A 14,828-nucleotide genomic window follows, 5' to 3' on the forward strand; every position below is an offset into this window, starting at 1 on the left:
TCGCCGCGCGGTGCTGGTCGGCGGAGTGGTTCCGTAAGATTCGGGGGTGGAGAGCAGTCAGGGACGTGTACTGGCCGGTCTGTTGGACGCGGCGGAGAATGCCTCACCGGTGGAGGCGGTCGAGGCGGTCACCCGTGAGGTCGGCGCGGCGCTCGGTGCGTCGACGGTCTCGTTCTTGATCACCGATCTCAGCGGTCGGGCGTTGGTGCGGCTCGCTCACGTGCCGTTCGGCGACGCGGGTGGCGACCGCCGCCATGGCGACGAGGTCGCCACCGTGCAGCCGTTCGACGGGGGTCCCGCAGAGCAGGCGTTGCGGACCCAGACGGTGCAGGTGACCAGGCAGGCCGACGACTGGACGGTGTTGGCACCGGTGACCGACCGTGGCGAGGCCATTGGTCTGCTGGAGATGACGTTACCCACCGAGCCTGGCGCGCAGGCGCTGGGCGAGATCACCCGTACGGCGCACGCGTTGGCATTCGTGGTCATCGCGAACCGGCGACACACCGATCTGTTCGAGTGGGGACAGCGTACGACCCCGTTCACGCTGTCCGCAGAGATCCAGCGTCGCCTGCTGCCGAGTGCGTTCACCTGCGAAGCCAGTGCGTTCACGCTGTCCGGCTGGCTGGAACCGGCTGCCAGCATCGGCGGCGACACCTTCGACTACAGCCTGGGCCGCGATGTCCTGCACTTCAGCGTCACCGACGCGATGGGCCACGGGGTGTCCAGCGCGCTGACCGCCACCCTGGGGGTGGGCAGCCTGCGCAACACCCGCCGACGCCCCGCCGGTCTGGTCGAGCAGGCCGACGTCGCGAACGCCGCAGTCGCCGAGCACGCCGTGGTGCGCGGCAGCTACGTCACCGCGGTCCTGGGACGCCTCGACCTCCGCACCGGAGTCTGCGCGCTGCTCAACGCGGGACACGTCCCGCCGCTGCTGGTACGCGACGGGATCACGCAGCCGGTGCGGCTGCCGGGCAACCTGCCGTTGGGCATGTTCGCCGACGCCGAGTACCACCACGAGGAGATCACGCTGCAGCCCGGCGATCGACTGGTCGTGGTCACCGACGGCATGCTGGAGCGCAATGCCGCCGGCCTAAACCTCCCGGCGGTGTTGCCGACGCTCGGTGACCTGCACCCGCGCGAGGCCGTCCGGGCGTTGGCCGACGCCGTGCTCCAGGTAGCCGGACCCACCCTGGCCGACGACGCGACCCTGCTGGTCCTCGACTGGTACGGCGGGCACAAGCGCGGCCGGGTCGCCAGCGCCGGCGCCGACTCGGAGCGTGCCAGCGCGGCGTTGTCCGACTGACCGCTGTCGGCCCGTCACACCGCCGACCGCGGGTACGTCGCTTCGGCGGTCGGTACGTCGTCGTAGATGTCGATCACCCGATCCACCGAGGTGACGCTGAGCACGCGGCGCACTCCGGGCTGCACCGCCGCCAGGCTGAGCCGTCCGTCGACCGCGCGCAACGACTTGAACGTCACCACCAGTGCGCCCAGTGCGCTGGAGTCCATGAACCCCACCCCGGCCATGTCCACCACCACCTGCCGGTCGCCGGAATCGACGAGCTTCTGCAGGGTGTCCCGCAGCTGCGGGGAGGTCGCCATGTCGAGGTCACCCTGCACCTCCACCACCGTGCACCCCTGGCCCGACCGGGCCGACACCTGCAGACTCACCACAACCTCCTCGTGCGCGATCCGCACCCAGACTATGTGTCCGGCGGCGAAACCACCGGAGACGTCCACCCGTCGAGGCGGCACCTCGGCCGTTTCGGCAGACCGACCGCGGGTACGGTGGATCACAGTCGGTGCGGGCAACCGCACACCGACGCGGCCAGCCGACGGCCGGGAGGGAGCTGCGGGAATGCACGTGACCATGACGCTGTCGCTGCCACGGCAACCCTCCTCGGTGACCCGCGCCCGCCACGTGCTGACCACCCTGCTCAGCCTCACCGACGCCGGCGAGGAACCTCGAGATCACCTCACGGTCATGATGTCCGAGGCCTGCGCCAACGCGGTGCTGCACGCCGACAGCGGCAGCACCGTCGACGTGACGATTCTCATCGACGGCCACGAGTGCCTGATCGAGGTCGGCAATCGCGGCGACACTCCCCACGCCGGGAAACTGGCCGCCGAGTTACCGGATCCGTTGACCGTCGGCGGCCGTGGGCTGCCCCTGATCGGCGCCCTCGCCGACACCGCTGCCTTCCTCGACGCGGAACCCGGCCGAGTTCTGCTCCGCCTCACCAAACACCTGAGCACGATGCCGGCCGCCGCCAGGTGATGATCCAGGGCTGAGCTGGTCGTCGACCGGCGTGAGCCACGCACCGAGCCCTACGGCCGCGTCGCGGTCTTCCTGGACATCGCCGGCAACCGCTGGGACATGCTCGGGTGACGGCCTCCGCGCACGCGGCAGCGACGGGCTACCGGGTCACGGCACGGGCCGGAGTGTCCCTGCGCTTGAGTCCGAACAGCGGGCGGATCCAGGAGACCCGTCGGATCAGCAGTTCGTGCAGCACTGCGCAACCGAGCAGGGTGCCGAGAAGGATCACCGTGGCCTCGATCCACAGGGACACGGTGCTGTCGAGGAACGCGTACCCCAGGACGACGGTGATGCTCTGATGCAGGATGTACCACGGCAACACCGCCTCGGTGGCGTACGTCAGCGCCCGTGACGGCCGTGCCAGGAATCGCTGCGCCAGGCCCAGCACCGAGGCGATGACCGCCCAGGCGTAGGCCGCCCGCGTCACCGCGAACAGTGCCCCCGAACTGCCGGTGTCGACACCGGTGGACAGTGACAGCGCTGTACCCAGAGCGACTGCGATCAGCAGCGCCGGCACCAGACAGGCCCGGATCGCCGACCAGAACGTCGCACTCTTGGCCGCGAACCACCCGAGCAGCACCATGGTGAGGCTGTGCGCGTGGGTGGCCCAGTCGTTGATCATCATGTGCGTCGGCGGGAAGGCGGGATCGAGGACGATCGCGTAGACCATGGCGGGTAGCGCCGGCACCACCAGCACCAGCCACGGAGTGCGTCTGAGCACCATCGCCGCCGTCGGGCCCGTCCTGGCGCGCACCCGGCTCATCCGCGTGTGGCAGGCCGCCAGCAGCAGGCTGTAGACCAGCACGTAGGCGAGGAACCAGAGATGGTTCCAGGTCGGGGTGACCACGGAGAAGGACTCGAAAGGCGAAAGGTATCGGGGAAAGAACCCGAGCAGTCCCGACTCGATCTCACCCTTGGCGCGCAGTTCGACGTAGGCCTGCGGCATGACCACCACGAGCATGCCGAATCCCAGGGGAAGCAGCAGCCGGTCGATCCGGTCCGAGGCCACCGCGCGCGGCCCTCGGGAGTCGAGCAGGAATCGCAGCGCCACCCCGGAGATGAAGAACAGCAACGCCAGCCGCCATGGATTGACCAGGGACATCAGCGGTTCCAAATGCGGCGACATGTGGTCGCTCTTCACGTGCCAATCCCACGTGACATAGAACATTCCCACGTGATAGAGGATGAGGGTGGCGAAGGCCAGGACGCGCAACCAGTCCAGGTCATGACGACGGGGAGATCTGGTGAGGGTCATCGCATCGCAACTTTCCAACGGGGGTCGCATTACCTCGGGTCGCACCTCGCACGCTAGGCACGCCGACCGAGGGGTCGAAACCCGGCGGGGACGGGCGGCGGACGGCCGGGACCGGTGGCGGACTCGCACCGCCGGTCAGGGACGAGTGGTGCAGCGCGACGACCTCCCCGACGCCGCGCCGTGGCGGGCCCCTCGGTGAGCACCCCCCGGGGACAGGACCACGAGCTGGAGCGTCGGACCTGGGTACGCGTCGCGCTGATCTGCGTCGTGTCGTTTCCGTTGGTGGCGGCGGTCAACGCGATGACACTCGTCACCGATGCTCGGCGCTCCACCGGTGATGTCCGGTGGGCTGAACCGTGGTTGCTGGAAATGACCAGCGTGGTCGGGGCCTTGCTGCTCGTTCCCGCCGTCGCCGCCCTGGAACGCCGCGTCCCCTTGGTGTCGGGAATGGCGCTGCGGCACGGCGCAGTGCTGCTCGCGGCGAGCGTGCCGTTCTCATTGGCCCATGTCGGAATCATGGTTGGTTTACGCACGGTCCTGATTCCCCTGGCAACCGGCAAGGCGTACACATTCTTCGTCGACCCGCTGACCGATCTGCTCTACGAGTACCGCAAGGACCTGTTTCTCTTCATCGTCATCACCGGGCTCCTGACGCTCTCCCGTCAGATCGAACTCGGGCGGCAGGAGGCGGCGGCGGCACGCGCCGACGCACGCGAGAGCGGCCGACTCACCCTGAAGTCCCAGGGCCACACGATCCACCTGCGTGCACGGGACTTCTCCTGGGCACAGGCCAGCGGCAACTACGTCGACGTCATGGCCGCCGGGAAGTCCTATCTGCCGCGGACAACGCTCAACGATCTCGAACAGCAACTGCACAGCGCCAAGGTCGACGTGGTCCGCGTCCACCGCTCACGGCTGGTCAACCGGGAACAGATCACCGAGGTGCGCCCGACACGCAGCGGCGACGTGGAGATCCACCTTGCCGACGGCACGACTGTCAAGGGTTCCCGGCGTTACCGCGACCGGCTGTCCCTGCCCGACAACGCACCCCCGCAGTAGCGTGGCTACGCGTCCGGGAAGTCGGCCAGCTCTTTCACCGCTGTCTCCAACGCCACGTCGACGCTGTGTTCGATCATCTGCTGGTAGGCCGGGTCACCGGCTGCCGCAGTGTGCCGGACGCCCCGGGCGGAGGCGCCGACGCGGTCGCGTGATCCCGACGACCTCACCGGGCAGGTACGAGAGCACTTCCCGGCCGTACTCGTCGAAGCCCAACGCCCGGGGCGCCTGATCGAAGCCCCGCCGTTCCGGGTGCCGCAGCAGCGCATGCACCGACGGCGTCCACGCGCCGGGACGCGACGCACGGTGTCGCCGACCCGAACCGCTCCACCTGTGTTCCCACCCGCAAGACGCTGCTCCTCGCTCACTCCCCCATCCTGTCCAGCGTCGCCGAAACACCTACCGATCGACAGGATCGAACGTCCGCGTCAGCGAGGCTCGGACCGGCGACTGAGAACGCGGCGGCGGCTCTGCACGTCGCGGAGGCAGACCACGCTCGGCGGGCCGAGCAGGCGCGGTTTCTTGCGCCGTCTCTTGGAAGTCGGCGATGGCCCCGCCGTAGTCCCTCGCCCAGGCGGTCAGGACCTCGATGGGTTCGACGAGGGTTCGGCCGAGGTCGGTGAGGTCGTACTCGACCCGCCGTGGCGCTTCGGCATGGCGTTCGACCAGACCGTACTGCTGAAGCCGGCGCAGGGTCTGGGTGAGGACCTTCCGCGAGACGCCGCCGATGAGGTCCACGAGTTCACCGTGTCGGCGGGGCTGATGGCTGAGCCCGAAGATCACGAGCACGGCCCATTTGTCGGAGATGATCTCGACCGCCAGGCGGGTGGGGCAGTCGGCGAGGAAGGACGGTCCAGCCGCGTTCTGCATGGAAATCGAAGGTACCAGGAGGTAACTCACGGCTCCGTAGCGTCTTCCGTGAGCACGAAGGCCAGCACCGGATGCGGAGGAGTCACCATGCCACGAATCGTTGTGTTCGACGAGTTCGGCGGGCCGGATGTCATGCACGTCGTCGAGGAGCCGGGCGTCCCGCCCACAGCCGACGAGGTCCGGATCAGGATCGAAGCGTTCGCCGTCAACCCGTTGGACCAGATGATGCGGTCCGGCGCCCTTCCCGCAATCGTCACCCTGCCGCACGCTCGCCTCGGTGTGGAGGGAACCGGCGTCGTCGACGCGTTGGGCTCCGGGGTCACCGGGTTGGAGATCGGCGACCCGGTCATCCTCACGGCCGTTCCGGACGCGAGCGTCCGGGGCAGCTACGCCGAATACACCACGGTGCCCGCGAGCCGGGTCGTCGCCCGGCCGGCCGGGCTCGCCGTTGCGGAGGCGGCGGCGATCTGGGTCGCGTTCTCCACCGCCTATGGGGCGCTCGTCGAGAAGGCGAGCATGCGGCCCGGCGACCACGTCCTCATCACTGCCGCGTCCGGCGGCGTCGGCCGGGCGGCGATGCAGATCGCCAATCAGATCGGCGCCGTGCCCATCGCCGTCACGCGGCACACCGACAAGCGGGACGACCTGCTCGCCGCCGGTGCCGCCGCAGTCATCGCCACCGACCGTGACGACGTCGCCGACGCCGTGCGCCACCACACCGGCGCCACCGGTGCCGACATCGTCCTCGACGTCGTCATGGGTCCTGGCCAGCAGGATCTCGTGAAGGCGGCCCGTCCGGGCGGGACGCTGATCGCCGCAGGCTTTCTGGACCCTCGGCCCACTCCCTTTCCGGCCGGCACACCACTCACGATCGTCAGCTACCGCAGCTTCGAGCACACCCTCGACGCCGTCGTGGTGAAGCGCATGGCGGCCTTCTTGAACGCCGGTGTACGCCTCGGCGCACTGCGGCCCGCGATCGACAGGATGTTCACCCTCGATGATGTGGTTGAGGCACACCGCCACCTCGAGAAAGGGCTGCACGGTGGAAAGAAGATCGTCGTCACGGTCTAGAAACCGACCACGCCGGCGCTGCTCTCAGACCGATACCGGGAACTGGCTGTTCGATCCGCAGTTGCCGGACCAGTAGACCGATCGCGAGAAGTTCGAACGGGCGGGGGCGGCCACACGGTGCAAGGACGACCGACAGTCGCCGTCGGTGACGGCCCGCGAGGCTGCCGGTGTGTGAACGATGCCGGAGGTTTCGGCGTCCAGGTACCAGGCGATCCCCACAGCCGAGACCGCGCGCGGTCGGCGGCAAGATCATGCTCGATCCGGGATCGAGTGGTATCCAAGCGCCGCGATAACCACTCGATCCCGGATCGAGCGATGCTGTACTGGCGGACAGCTCGTCCCCAGCCGCGACCTGTTCGACTGCGGCGTTGGCGTTGCCCGGCGGCATCCGGACGTCGGTGAGCCCGGTTGCAGAACGCCGAGCAGTTCGCGCCGCAGGAGTACAAGACCGACGCCAGACTGGCCAACAGCATGACCATGGCGGGATACGGGCGGCGCACCGACTTCGCGGTGATGAAGTCGGCCGGCGGTACCCGGCGACAGGTGCTCGGCTTCGCGGCCGCAGAGACCGGCACATGCCCGGCAGGTTGACTCCTGCCGGGCGTCCTGCCTGTCTCGGACCATCGGACGCCGCTTGACTCACTGTCATGACACGCATTCGGAAAGCGATCACCTGTACGGTGGTCGTCGGGGCACTGGTCGGTGCGACGGCGATCAACGGTCCCGCCTCCGCGTACTCGCCGACCGGCGAGCCGGAGGCCGCCGCGTCCATCCTCGACCTGATCCCGGCCCCGACCCTGGACCGGATGGTCGCCCAGGCGCCGCTGGTCGACGCGGCCAACGTCATCCGCACTGCGGTGGACCGCGCGCCGGCACGCGGCTACGCCGGTATCGGGCTCGTCGACGACCACGTCACCCTGTGGTGGAAGGGTGCGGTGCCCACCGACATCGTCGCCGCCGTGACGTCCGCCCGCCGGATCGCGCCGGTCGAGGTGACCCGCGCCGCCTACTCCCGCGCCGAGCTGCGGACGGCGGCGGCCAGGATCACCCGGGCGGTGGAGGCCGATCCGGCGGACGCGGTCCACGCGGTGCGGGTGCGTACGGACGGCGCCGGCATCGAGGTCGCGGTGGACGACGCTTCCGGCGTCACGCGGCCGACGTTGCCGGCCACCGGTGTGCGGACCAGCTTCGTGGAGCGTGACCGCATGGTCGAGCGGTCACGGGCCAACGACGCGGCGCCGTTCGACGGCGGCTCGGGCATCGGTTTCACCACCCCCGGGTGCACCGCCGGTTTCGGCGTGCGCAACGCGGACACCAACGCCGGGTACGTCCTCACCGCCGAGCACTGCGGCGCCATCGGTTCGCCGTGGCACGTCGGGTGGAACACGAGCACCAACACCGGGACGCTGGTCGGCTACGCGGTCGACAGCAACGACGACCACGACACGATGATCATCTCGACGTCGTCACCGGGCGACCACCTCTATGTCGGCGGCCAGCACGACGAGGTACGCGCCCAGGTGGTCGGGTGGACCGAGGTGTACCCCGGCCAGCTGCTGTGCCAGTCCGGGTACACCTCGGCGGGTGAGCTCGGCGGCCCGGTCTGCAACCTGCGGGTCGATTTCCACTACGACGACATCGAGGATCTCGTCGAGGCCACCCAGCTCGACGGCGACGAGGCCGCCCGCGGCGGTGACAGCGGTGGTCCGGTCTATGCCGTGAACGCCAACGGCACCGTGCTCGCTGCCGGCACCACCACCCGGTCGGCCGGCCCGGGCTTCGGGTTCCAGGACTTCGCCACCGCCCGCGACGACTACGGCAACATCCTGCCGGCGACGGCGATCGTCAGCACCTGCCGGGTCTCCTTCGTCGTCACCGATTCGTGGTCCACCGGCTACACCGCCAGCGTCACCGTCTACAACGACGGCCCGGCCGTCAACGGCTGGTCGCTGGGCTGGTCCTTCCCGGGCGGGCAACTCGTCCAGGGCCACTGGAACGGCGTCTTCCAGCAGACCGGCGCGGCGGTGACCGTCACCAACGAGAACCACAACGCCGCCATCCCGACCGGCGGCGCCGTCAACATCGGCTTCACCGCGAACGGCACGCCCGCCACCCCGGCGCCGTTCACGCTCAACGGCACCACCTGCAACTGACCCTGTTCACCGGAACCGGGCCCCGCCGTATCGTCGGCGGGGCCCGGTGTGTGTCCGGTCAGGCCCGTGCCAGTTCCCGTCGCAGGGTGGCGCGAAGGCTCCGTACCTCGGGGGCGTCCAGTTCGCCGCACCGGTCCAGGGCCCGCTGGCGCAGCAGGTCGGCCTCGACAACCCGGGCCGGGGCCACGTCGGCCAACGCCGCGAGCGCGTACAGGGTCTGCGCCTCCCACCACGGGCAGCACAGCGCGGCGTACAGCGCCAGCGCCGCCTGCAACGCCTCGCCCGCCGCGTCGGCCTCACCCAACGCCTGAAGGGCCAGCCCGTACTGGCGGATGGCGTTGGCCTCGCTGAACGTCGCGCCGAAGGTGTGGAACACCCGCCGGGCGTCGGCGTAGGCGTTCGCGGCTTCTCGCCACCGGCCCAATCCGGCCAGGTCCGCTCCGAGACTCATCATCGCCCCGGCGCCGGCCACCGCCGCGCCGGTACGGCTGAGCCCGTTGCCTCGGCCGTAGAACGCCAAGACCTCGCGGTGCAACTCGGCCGCCTCGGCGAACCGGCCGAGCGCGGCCAGCGCCCCACCCTGCACGCTCGCCGCGCTGTGCTCGCCGAGGGCGTACCCGACCTCACGGAACAGGCCCACGGCCCGGCGGCAGTGGTCGACCGCCCACCCGGCCCGACCGGTCCGGATGAAGATCACGGCTATGTAGGTCAGCGCCCACCCCTCCTCCCGGCGGTCCCCGATCCGCCGGGCGAGCTCCAGCGCCCGTCCCAGGGCGGTCAGCCCGTCGGTGTTGCGGTCCCGGCAGAAGTACCGGGCCCAGCCCAGGAAGTTCAGGAGGACCGCCTCGTCGCGGGGGCTGCCGACGGCTCGGGCGGCGGCCACCCCCAGCGAGAAGATCTCGTCCCAGGGGTGACGGTGGCTGTGGGCGTCGGAGTACCAGTGCAGTGCCCGGGCCACCGCGACCACGTCGGTGTGCCGACCGCACCGGGCCGCGTCCCGCAGGGCCGCCAGCCAGTTGCCGGACTCGCGGTCCAACCAGGACGCCGCCGCGCGATCGTTGACGAACGGGGAGTCGGTCCGACAGCCGGCCGGTTCGAACATCGCACCGGCCTGTCGGGTGCGCCGCAGCAGCCAGCGGGTCATCCGCTCGTGCGCCCCCGTCCGGCAGGACTGGTCCTCCTCGGCGTCGAGGCGTTCCTGGGCATAGAGCCGGACCAGGTCGTGGAGCTGGTACCGGTCCCCCGTCGCGACGAGGACGCCGGCCTCGACCAACTCCTCCAGGGCCGCCGCCGCGGCCTCCTCGTCGACGCCGGCCACGGCGGCGACCAGCCCGGGTGCGAAGTCGGCGCCGGGGATCAGCGAGGCCCGCCGGAACACCTGCGCGGTCCTCGGGTCCATCTGTCGGTAGGACACCTCGAACGCGGAGCGCACGCCCAGGTCGCCGGCGGTCAGCACGGTCAGCCGCCGACGCTGGTCGCGGAGCAGGTCCACCAACCAACCGACTGACCACTGGGGCCGGCTGGCCAGGCGGTTGCCGGCGATACGCAGGGCCAGCGGCAGCCGTCCGCAGAGGTGGACGAGCTGGTCGGCGGCGGTCGGTTCGGCGGCGACCCGGTCGGCCCCGACGATCGCCGCGAGCAGTTGTCGACCGGCTGCCGGGTCGAGCAGGTCGAGCGGCTGGCGGAGCGCACCGGCGAGACCGGTCAACGGACGTCGGCAGGTGACCACCGCGAGGCAGCCCGGTCCGGCCGGTAACAGGGGGCGCACCTGGGCCTCGTTCGCGGCGTTGTCCAGGACCACCAGCAGCGGCCGGTCCCGGGTGAGGGTGCGGAACAGGCCGCCCCGTTCGGCCGGTGACACCGGCACCCGAGTGTCCGGCACGCCGAGCGAGCGCAGCAGTCCGGCCAGGGCTTCGGCCGGGTCGACCGGTCCGTCCGGCGAGACGCCCTGCAGGTCGACGAAGAGTTGCCCGCCGGCGAAGGCCGGGCTGAGGCGATGTCCGGCTGCGACGGCGAGGCTGGTCTTGCCGATCCCGGGAGGCCCGTACAGCACCACCACCGAGGCGGTGTCCGGCCGCCCGGCGGCGACGTCGTGGGCCACCGTCGAGAGGCGTTCCAGGATCTCCGCCCGGCCGGCCAGGTCCGGAACGGAGGCGGGCAGTTCTCCGGGTACGACCACTGCCGGTGGTCCGGACGGCACCATCGTGCCGTGCTGCGGCGCGGGGCGGTCGGGTGGCCCGGTGGCCGGGTCTGACGGTTGCCGAGCGGCCCGGGCCGAGGCGACGAAGCGGTCCCGGTCCGCCCCGCCGAGTCGCAGGGCATCGGCGAGCAGCTCCACCGTGCGGCGCTGCGGACTGCGTACCCGGCCGCGCTCCATCTCCCGGATGCCGCGGACACTGGACCGGGCCGCCTCGGCGAGCTCTTCCTGGGTCATCCCCCGCTCCAGACGGAGGGCCCTGAGCAGGTCTCCGAACTGGTCACGCTGTACCTGACCTGTGGGCATGTTCCCCCAACCACCCGACGCCCGCACTCACGTACCGGTGTCGATGCTCGCACGTCAGTGACGATCAGCGGATCCCTCGTATACGGGGTGTGAGCATCGCCATGAAGAATCCGGGACGAGCCATCGAAATCAGCCCATCCCGTCCGTGACGCCTCCCGGCTTGTCCGGTGTGGACGGCGAGGTCTACCGTGTTGGATCGTCGGGCAGGGCGGCTCCCCCCGTGGCCGCCCTGCCCGACGCTTCGCCGACCGCATCAGTGTCGGCCTCCCTTCGCCACCGTGCCGACACGCTGCCGCCGCACCTTCGCGCTTCAGGCTCGGGCGCCGGCCTGAATGCCCGCTGCCGACGGGTGGCGAGCCCTTGCGAAACGCCTCGATCGCGGGCTTCGGCACCGGCGCGGGTCCACCTGCCGGGGGACGCGGGAGGCCGGCGTCACCCGCCTGGTGTACGCGGCAGGTCAGATCGTGGGCCGACGACCAGAACCCGTTCTCGGCGCAGCATGAACGCATCGATCATCGAAGGACGCCCTCGGCCGGACATCCGGCCCCGGGCGCGTGGGAGGAGAACCCGATGCGCAAAAGATCATTGCGGCAGCGACTGGCGACGACGACCCTGGCGGTCACCCTGGTGGCCACCGGCCTGGGTACGACGGCCGGGGCCGCCCAGGCCGCCCCCGTTTCCGCCGTCAAGACGGCGGTGAGCGCCGCGCCGGTCACGCAGGCCGCGGCGGGTGCCTGGCTGCTCCAGGGTGTCTTCCCCGACCCGATCACCTGCCACATCGCTGGAGTCGCGTCCGGCCGGGAGTACGTCTGCGTCTGGTACGTCCTCGCCTGGGCCCTGAACGTCTGGCAGGACTGAGCCCGTCGTCGCTCCCCTCGCTGAACCGTCGAGGAGCCAGCACGCATGACAGTGTCGCCCGGTCCGCGATGACGGACCGGGCGACACCTGTCGGTGCCGGTCAGGCGGTGGACTCGCCGACGAGGGTGTAGCGGCCGGGAGCATTGATCGGCACTGACCGCGACCGCCGTCATGCCGGCTCGGGTACGCCTCCCGGATCACCGTCGTCGGGCGACGGCTCGACCGGCGCCTCGGGCAGCTCGCCGGGCGTGTCGGGAAGAAGCTCGCCGACGTCGTCCGGCACGGGCTCACGAGGGTCGAGGGGCGGATAGACGTCCGGATCGAGGTCAGGGTTTGTCATCGGGCAATTATCCGCCACGACCGGCGCCGCCGCCTCTCACACCGCAGGCCAGGGGGCGGCCGGTCCGGGCCGGCCGCCCCCTGGTCAGGCTGCGCTCACCCGGTCCAGGCCCAGTCGCCGGACGTACCTGCCGTAGGCCACGGGTCCCAGGCGGGAGAGCACGAACCAGACCGGCGCCGGGACCACCGCCTTGAGACTCTCGGTGTGTTCGGGCCGGGCGTCGTGCAGCAACATCCCGAAGATCATCGGCAGTTGGCTCTTCTGCGCCGAGGCCATCCCGTGCTTACCCGCCTCGGCCCACTCCTCGTCGGTCAGGTATTTGTCGATCAACGGCAGTACGTGGGTCTCCTCGGCGTCCAGGTGTGCCGACATCGGCGCGATCAACGCTTCGACGGCTGCGGCGAGCGCTTCCCGGTCGGCCACGCTCGCGGTGCGGCGCCACACGGTCGCCCGGTCCTCCACGTCGGCCAGCGCCGCGTGCAGGCTCTCGTGCTGACTCTCCATGGTCTCGACCAGCGGCGCGATCTCGTCCGGGCCACGTTGCCGCAACTTCGGCCAGACATGCTCGTCCTCGCCGCTGTGATGCGTGTGCAACGCGCCGGTGAGCAGCAGCACGTGGTCCGCGACGCGGGCGGCAGCCGGAGCATCATCCGCAGGCACTGTCCGGACCAGGGCCGCAGCGGCCGGGAACTCGCGCCTGAAGAGGCTGTGTACGACGTACATGTCACGGCTGTCGGCCATGGTCCTTCTTTCCGCTCGATCCGAGGGAGGGCGGGTCTCACCGATGTGGACTGACTCCCACTGAAACCCGTACGTGGCCTGACATATCGTCCGGTTGCGTACGGGCACGGGTGTACCCATCGGCGGCGCTCGCCACGCCGACCGACCTCGATTCCGGCGTTACTCCGATCATGGCTTTCGACCGTCCTCATGCTGAGGGGCATGCTCGGTACCGGCAGCACACCCGCTACGCCGAGGTCAGCCTCCCGGTCCGAATGAGTGGACTTCGGGGTGACGCGGCCAGCCGGGGTCGCCGGTGGTCGCGAAGCGGATCCATGCCGCGTGCATGTTGGTGGCGAGTTCGCCGGGGGGTGCGGTGTCGCCCAGCAGGGCCTGGGGGCCGTGCAGCGCCGGCAGGTGCAGCCGGTCGAAGACGAACGGCAGCTCCATGACGTGACTCGCGCCCAGTCGGCCGTTCAGGGCCGCGGACCGCCAGGTGAACAGGTACGCCCACGTCGGTCCGTGCGGAGCGTGCGCCTCGGCCAGTCGCCGGGTGCCGGTGCCGAAGAGGCCGTCGCCGAGGATCGCGGTGCGCAGGTCGGCGGCGCAGGCGTGCGGCCGGGCCTGCCGGTACGCCCGGACCGCGGCGTCAGGGTCGGTGTGGAACCGGGCGGCGGTGGCGTGCACGTCGGCGTCGGTGCTGCCGTCGAGAAGACCGACCGGTGCCAGGTAGAGCGCTCCTTCGTCCCGGTTGGTGCCGACCAGCAGGTCGACGTCACCGCCCTGACCCGCGCCGACGGCGTCGGCCGGCTGTTCGTCGAGCACCAGGCTGAACGCGGTGATGCCGCCGAGCGGATCGTGGTGTCCCCGGACCCGCAGGTCGAGGCCGGACAATCGGGGCATCAGGGCGACGAGCCGGTCGTCGTCGACGTCGGCGAGGGTGCCGACGGTGGGCTCGACGTGCAGCTCCCGGCCCACGGCGGCGGTGACGACGGCCGCCTGCTCCGGCGTGAACGCGCCGACACCGCTGCCGCTCTGGACGATCGCGCGGCGGATCAGGCCGACCGACTCGGGATCGGCGAGGAGGCCGCCGACGAGGATGGCGCCGGCGGACTGGCCGAAGAGCGTGACGTTGTCCGGGTCGCCGCCGAAGGCGGCGATGTTGTCGCGTACCCAGTGCAGCGCCGCCCGGACGTCGAGCAGACCACGGTTGTCCGGAGCGTCCGGCAGGTGCAGGAAGCCGGGGATGCCGAGCCGGTAGTTGACGCATACGAGGACGACGCCGTCGCGGGCGAAGGCGGTGCCGTCGTAGAGCGGGGAGTCGGCGGAACCGGCGACGAAGCCGCCGCCGTGCACGAAGACCATGACGGGCACCGGCTCGGCCCGCGTCGGCGGCGCCCAGAGGTTGAGGGTCAGGTACTCGGTGCCCCGCTGCCAGCCGGGACCGAAGTACGGCGACATGTCGAGTGCGCCGAACGCGGCACGCGACGGTTGCGGTGCGGTCGGGCCGGGCCGGGTGGCGTCCCGGACGTCGGTCCAGGGCCGCGGCGGCGTGGGTGCGGCGAACCGCGCGGCGCCGGTCGGCCCGGCCGCGTACGGCACGCCGAGGAAGGCGGTGCCGTACGCGGTGGGCCGACCACGGACCGGCCCGGAGGTGGTGACGATCTCCATGGTGCTCTCCCGGG

Annotated in this window: 15 protein-coding genes and 2 pseudogenes; 8 read left to right on the forward strand and 9 right to left on the reverse strand. The window is 70.9% G+C overall.

From position 1 onward, the window contains the following. The first annotated feature begins 46 nt into the window (after positions 1 to 46). Complete coding sequence (locus ACWDVW_RS16140) at positions 47 to 1,303, forward strand: PP2C family protein-serine/threonine phosphatase (protein WP_449949119.1); 1,257 nt, start codon at positions 47 to 49, stop codon at positions 1,301 to 1,303. A gap of 14 nt (positions 1,304 to 1,317) precedes the next feature. Here the strand turns inward: ACWDVW_RS16140 and ACWDVW_RS16145 are convergent, their stop codons facing one another. Beyond that, on the reverse strand, positions 1,318 to 1,671 hold the full coding sequence (locus ACWDVW_RS16145) for an STAS domain-containing protein (protein ID WP_449949121.1): 354 nt from the start codon (positions 1,669 to 1,671) through the stop codon (positions 1,318 to 1,320). A gap of 187 nt (positions 1,672 to 1,858) precedes the next feature. Here ACWDVW_RS16145 and ACWDVW_RS16150 point away from each other — a divergent pair, with 187 nt between their 5' ends. Then, positions 1,859 to 2,278 carry an ATP-binding protein gene (locus tag ACWDVW_RS16150; protein ID WP_449949124.1) on the forward strand — a complete coding sequence of 140 codons (420 nt, stop codon included), beginning with the start codon at positions 1,859 to 1,861 and terminating at the stop codon, positions 2,276 to 2,278. Positions 2,279 to 2,311: 33 nt separating this feature from the next. Next, positions 2,312 to 2,389 (forward strand): annotated as a pseudogene (locus ACWDVW_RS16155) (VOC family protein); the annotation flags it as partial. 28 nt (positions 2,390 to 2,417) lie between these two features. Here ACWDVW_RS16155 and ACWDVW_RS16160 read toward each other — a convergent pair. Continuing rightward, positions 2,418 to 3,572: an acyltransferase family protein gene (locus ACWDVW_RS16160; RefSeq protein ID WP_449949127.1), complete on the reverse strand. Its 1,155-nt coding sequence runs from the start codon at positions 3,570 to 3,572 to the stop codon at positions 2,418 to 2,420. 195 nt (positions 3,573 to 3,767) lie between these two features. Here ACWDVW_RS16160 and ACWDVW_RS16165 point away from each other — a divergent pair, with 195 nt between their 5' ends. Then, the gene (locus ACWDVW_RS16165) at positions 3,768 to 4,631 is read left to right on the forward strand and encodes a LytTR family DNA-binding domain-containing protein (RefSeq protein WP_449949130.1); all 864 of its coding nucleotides are present in this window, start codon (positions 3,768 to 3,770) and stop codon (positions 4,629 to 4,631) included. Between the two features lie 5 nt (positions 4,632 to 4,636). Here ACWDVW_RS16165 and ACWDVW_RS16170 read toward each other — a convergent pair whose 3' ends face one another. The 3 genes and pseudogenes from ACWDVW_RS16170 to ACWDVW_RS16180 all read right to left on the reverse strand — a co-directional run bounded on the left by ACWDVW_RS16170 (position 4,637) and on the right by ACWDVW_RS16180 (position 5,528). Beyond that, a complete protein-coding gene (locus tag ACWDVW_RS16170; RefSeq protein ID WP_449949133.1) occupies positions 4,637 to 4,798 on the reverse strand; it encodes a hypothetical protein in 162 nt (53 codons plus the stop codon). Further along, positions 4,794 to 5,041, reverse strand: a pseudogene (locus ACWDVW_RS16175) (hypothetical protein); the annotation flags it as partial. The pseudogene ACWDVW_RS16175 and the gene ACWDVW_RS16170, both read right to left, overlap by 5 nt. Beyond that, on the reverse strand, positions 5,028 to 5,528 hold the full coding sequence (locus ACWDVW_RS16180) for a winged helix-turn-helix transcriptional regulator (protein WP_449949136.1): 501 nt from the start codon (positions 5,526 to 5,528) through the stop codon (positions 5,028 to 5,030). The pseudogene ACWDVW_RS16175 and the gene ACWDVW_RS16180, both read right to left, overlap by 14 nt. Positions 5,529 to 5,600: 72 nt before the next feature. Here ACWDVW_RS16180 and ACWDVW_RS16185 point away from each other — a divergent pair, with 72 nt between their 5' ends. The 3 genes from ACWDVW_RS16185 to ACWDVW_RS16195 all read left to right on the forward strand — a co-directional run bounded on the left by ACWDVW_RS16185 (position 5,601) and on the right by ACWDVW_RS16195 (position 8,722). Beyond that, entirely contained in the window at positions 5,601 to 6,569 is a 969-nt protein-coding gene (locus ACWDVW_RS16185; protein WP_449949139.1) for a zinc-dependent alcohol dehydrogenase family protein, read from the forward strand. Between the two features lie 408 nt (positions 6,570 to 6,977). Continuing rightward, the gene (locus ACWDVW_RS16190) at positions 6,978 to 7,160 is read left to right on the forward strand and encodes a hypothetical protein (protein WP_449949142.1); all 183 of its coding nucleotides are present in this window, start codon (positions 6,978 to 6,980) and stop codon (positions 7,158 to 7,160) included. A 56-nt stretch (positions 7,161 to 7,216) separates the two neighbouring features. Further along, positions 7,217 to 8,722, forward strand: coding sequence for a cellulose binding domain-containing protein (locus ACWDVW_RS16195; protein WP_449949145.1), 1,506 nt, complete (start codon positions 7,217 to 7,219; stop codon positions 8,720 to 8,722). Positions 8,723 to 8,780: 58 nt separating this feature from the next. Here the strand turns inward: ACWDVW_RS16195 and ACWDVW_RS16200 are convergent, their stop codons facing one another. Continuing rightward, a complete protein-coding gene (locus ACWDVW_RS16200; protein ID WP_449949148.1) occupies positions 8,781 to 11,225 on the reverse strand; it encodes an ATP-binding protein in 2,445 nt (814 codons plus the stop codon). 570 nt (positions 11,226 to 11,795) lie between these two features. On the opposite strand from ACWDVW_RS16200, the gene ACWDVW_RS16205 reads away from it, so the two are divergent. Then, positions 11,796 to 12,083 (forward strand): hypothetical protein, encoded by a 288-nt coding sequence (locus ACWDVW_RS16205; RefSeq protein WP_449949151.1) that lies wholly within the window; start codon positions 11,796 to 11,798, stop codon positions 12,081 to 12,083. A gap of 169 nt (positions 12,084 to 12,252) precedes the next feature. On the opposite strand, the gene ACWDVW_RS16210 is transcribed toward ACWDVW_RS16205, so the two are convergent. The 3 genes from ACWDVW_RS16210 to ACWDVW_RS16220 form a co-directional block, all read right to left on the reverse strand. Continuing rightward, positions 12,253 to 12,423, reverse strand: a complete 171-nt coding sequence (locus ACWDVW_RS16210; protein ID WP_350698235.1) for a hypothetical protein — start codon at positions 12,421 to 12,423, stop codon at positions 12,253 to 12,255. An 84-nt stretch (positions 12,424 to 12,507) separates the two neighbouring features. Next, positions 12,508 to 13,164: a hemerythrin domain-containing protein gene (locus ACWDVW_RS16215; RefSeq protein WP_396750253.1), complete on the reverse strand. Its 657-nt coding sequence runs from the start codon at positions 13,162 to 13,164 to the stop codon at positions 12,508 to 12,510. A gap of 237 nt (positions 13,165 to 13,401) precedes the next feature. Then, positions 13,402 to 14,814 (reverse strand): carboxylesterase/lipase family protein, encoded by a 1,413-nt coding sequence (locus ACWDVW_RS16220; protein ID WP_449949156.1) that lies wholly within the window; start codon positions 14,812 to 14,814, stop codon positions 13,402 to 13,404. Positions 14,815 to 14,828 lie beyond the last annotated feature (14 nt).

It is taken from the genome of Micromonospora sp. NPDC003241 (genome assembly GCF_053589795.1).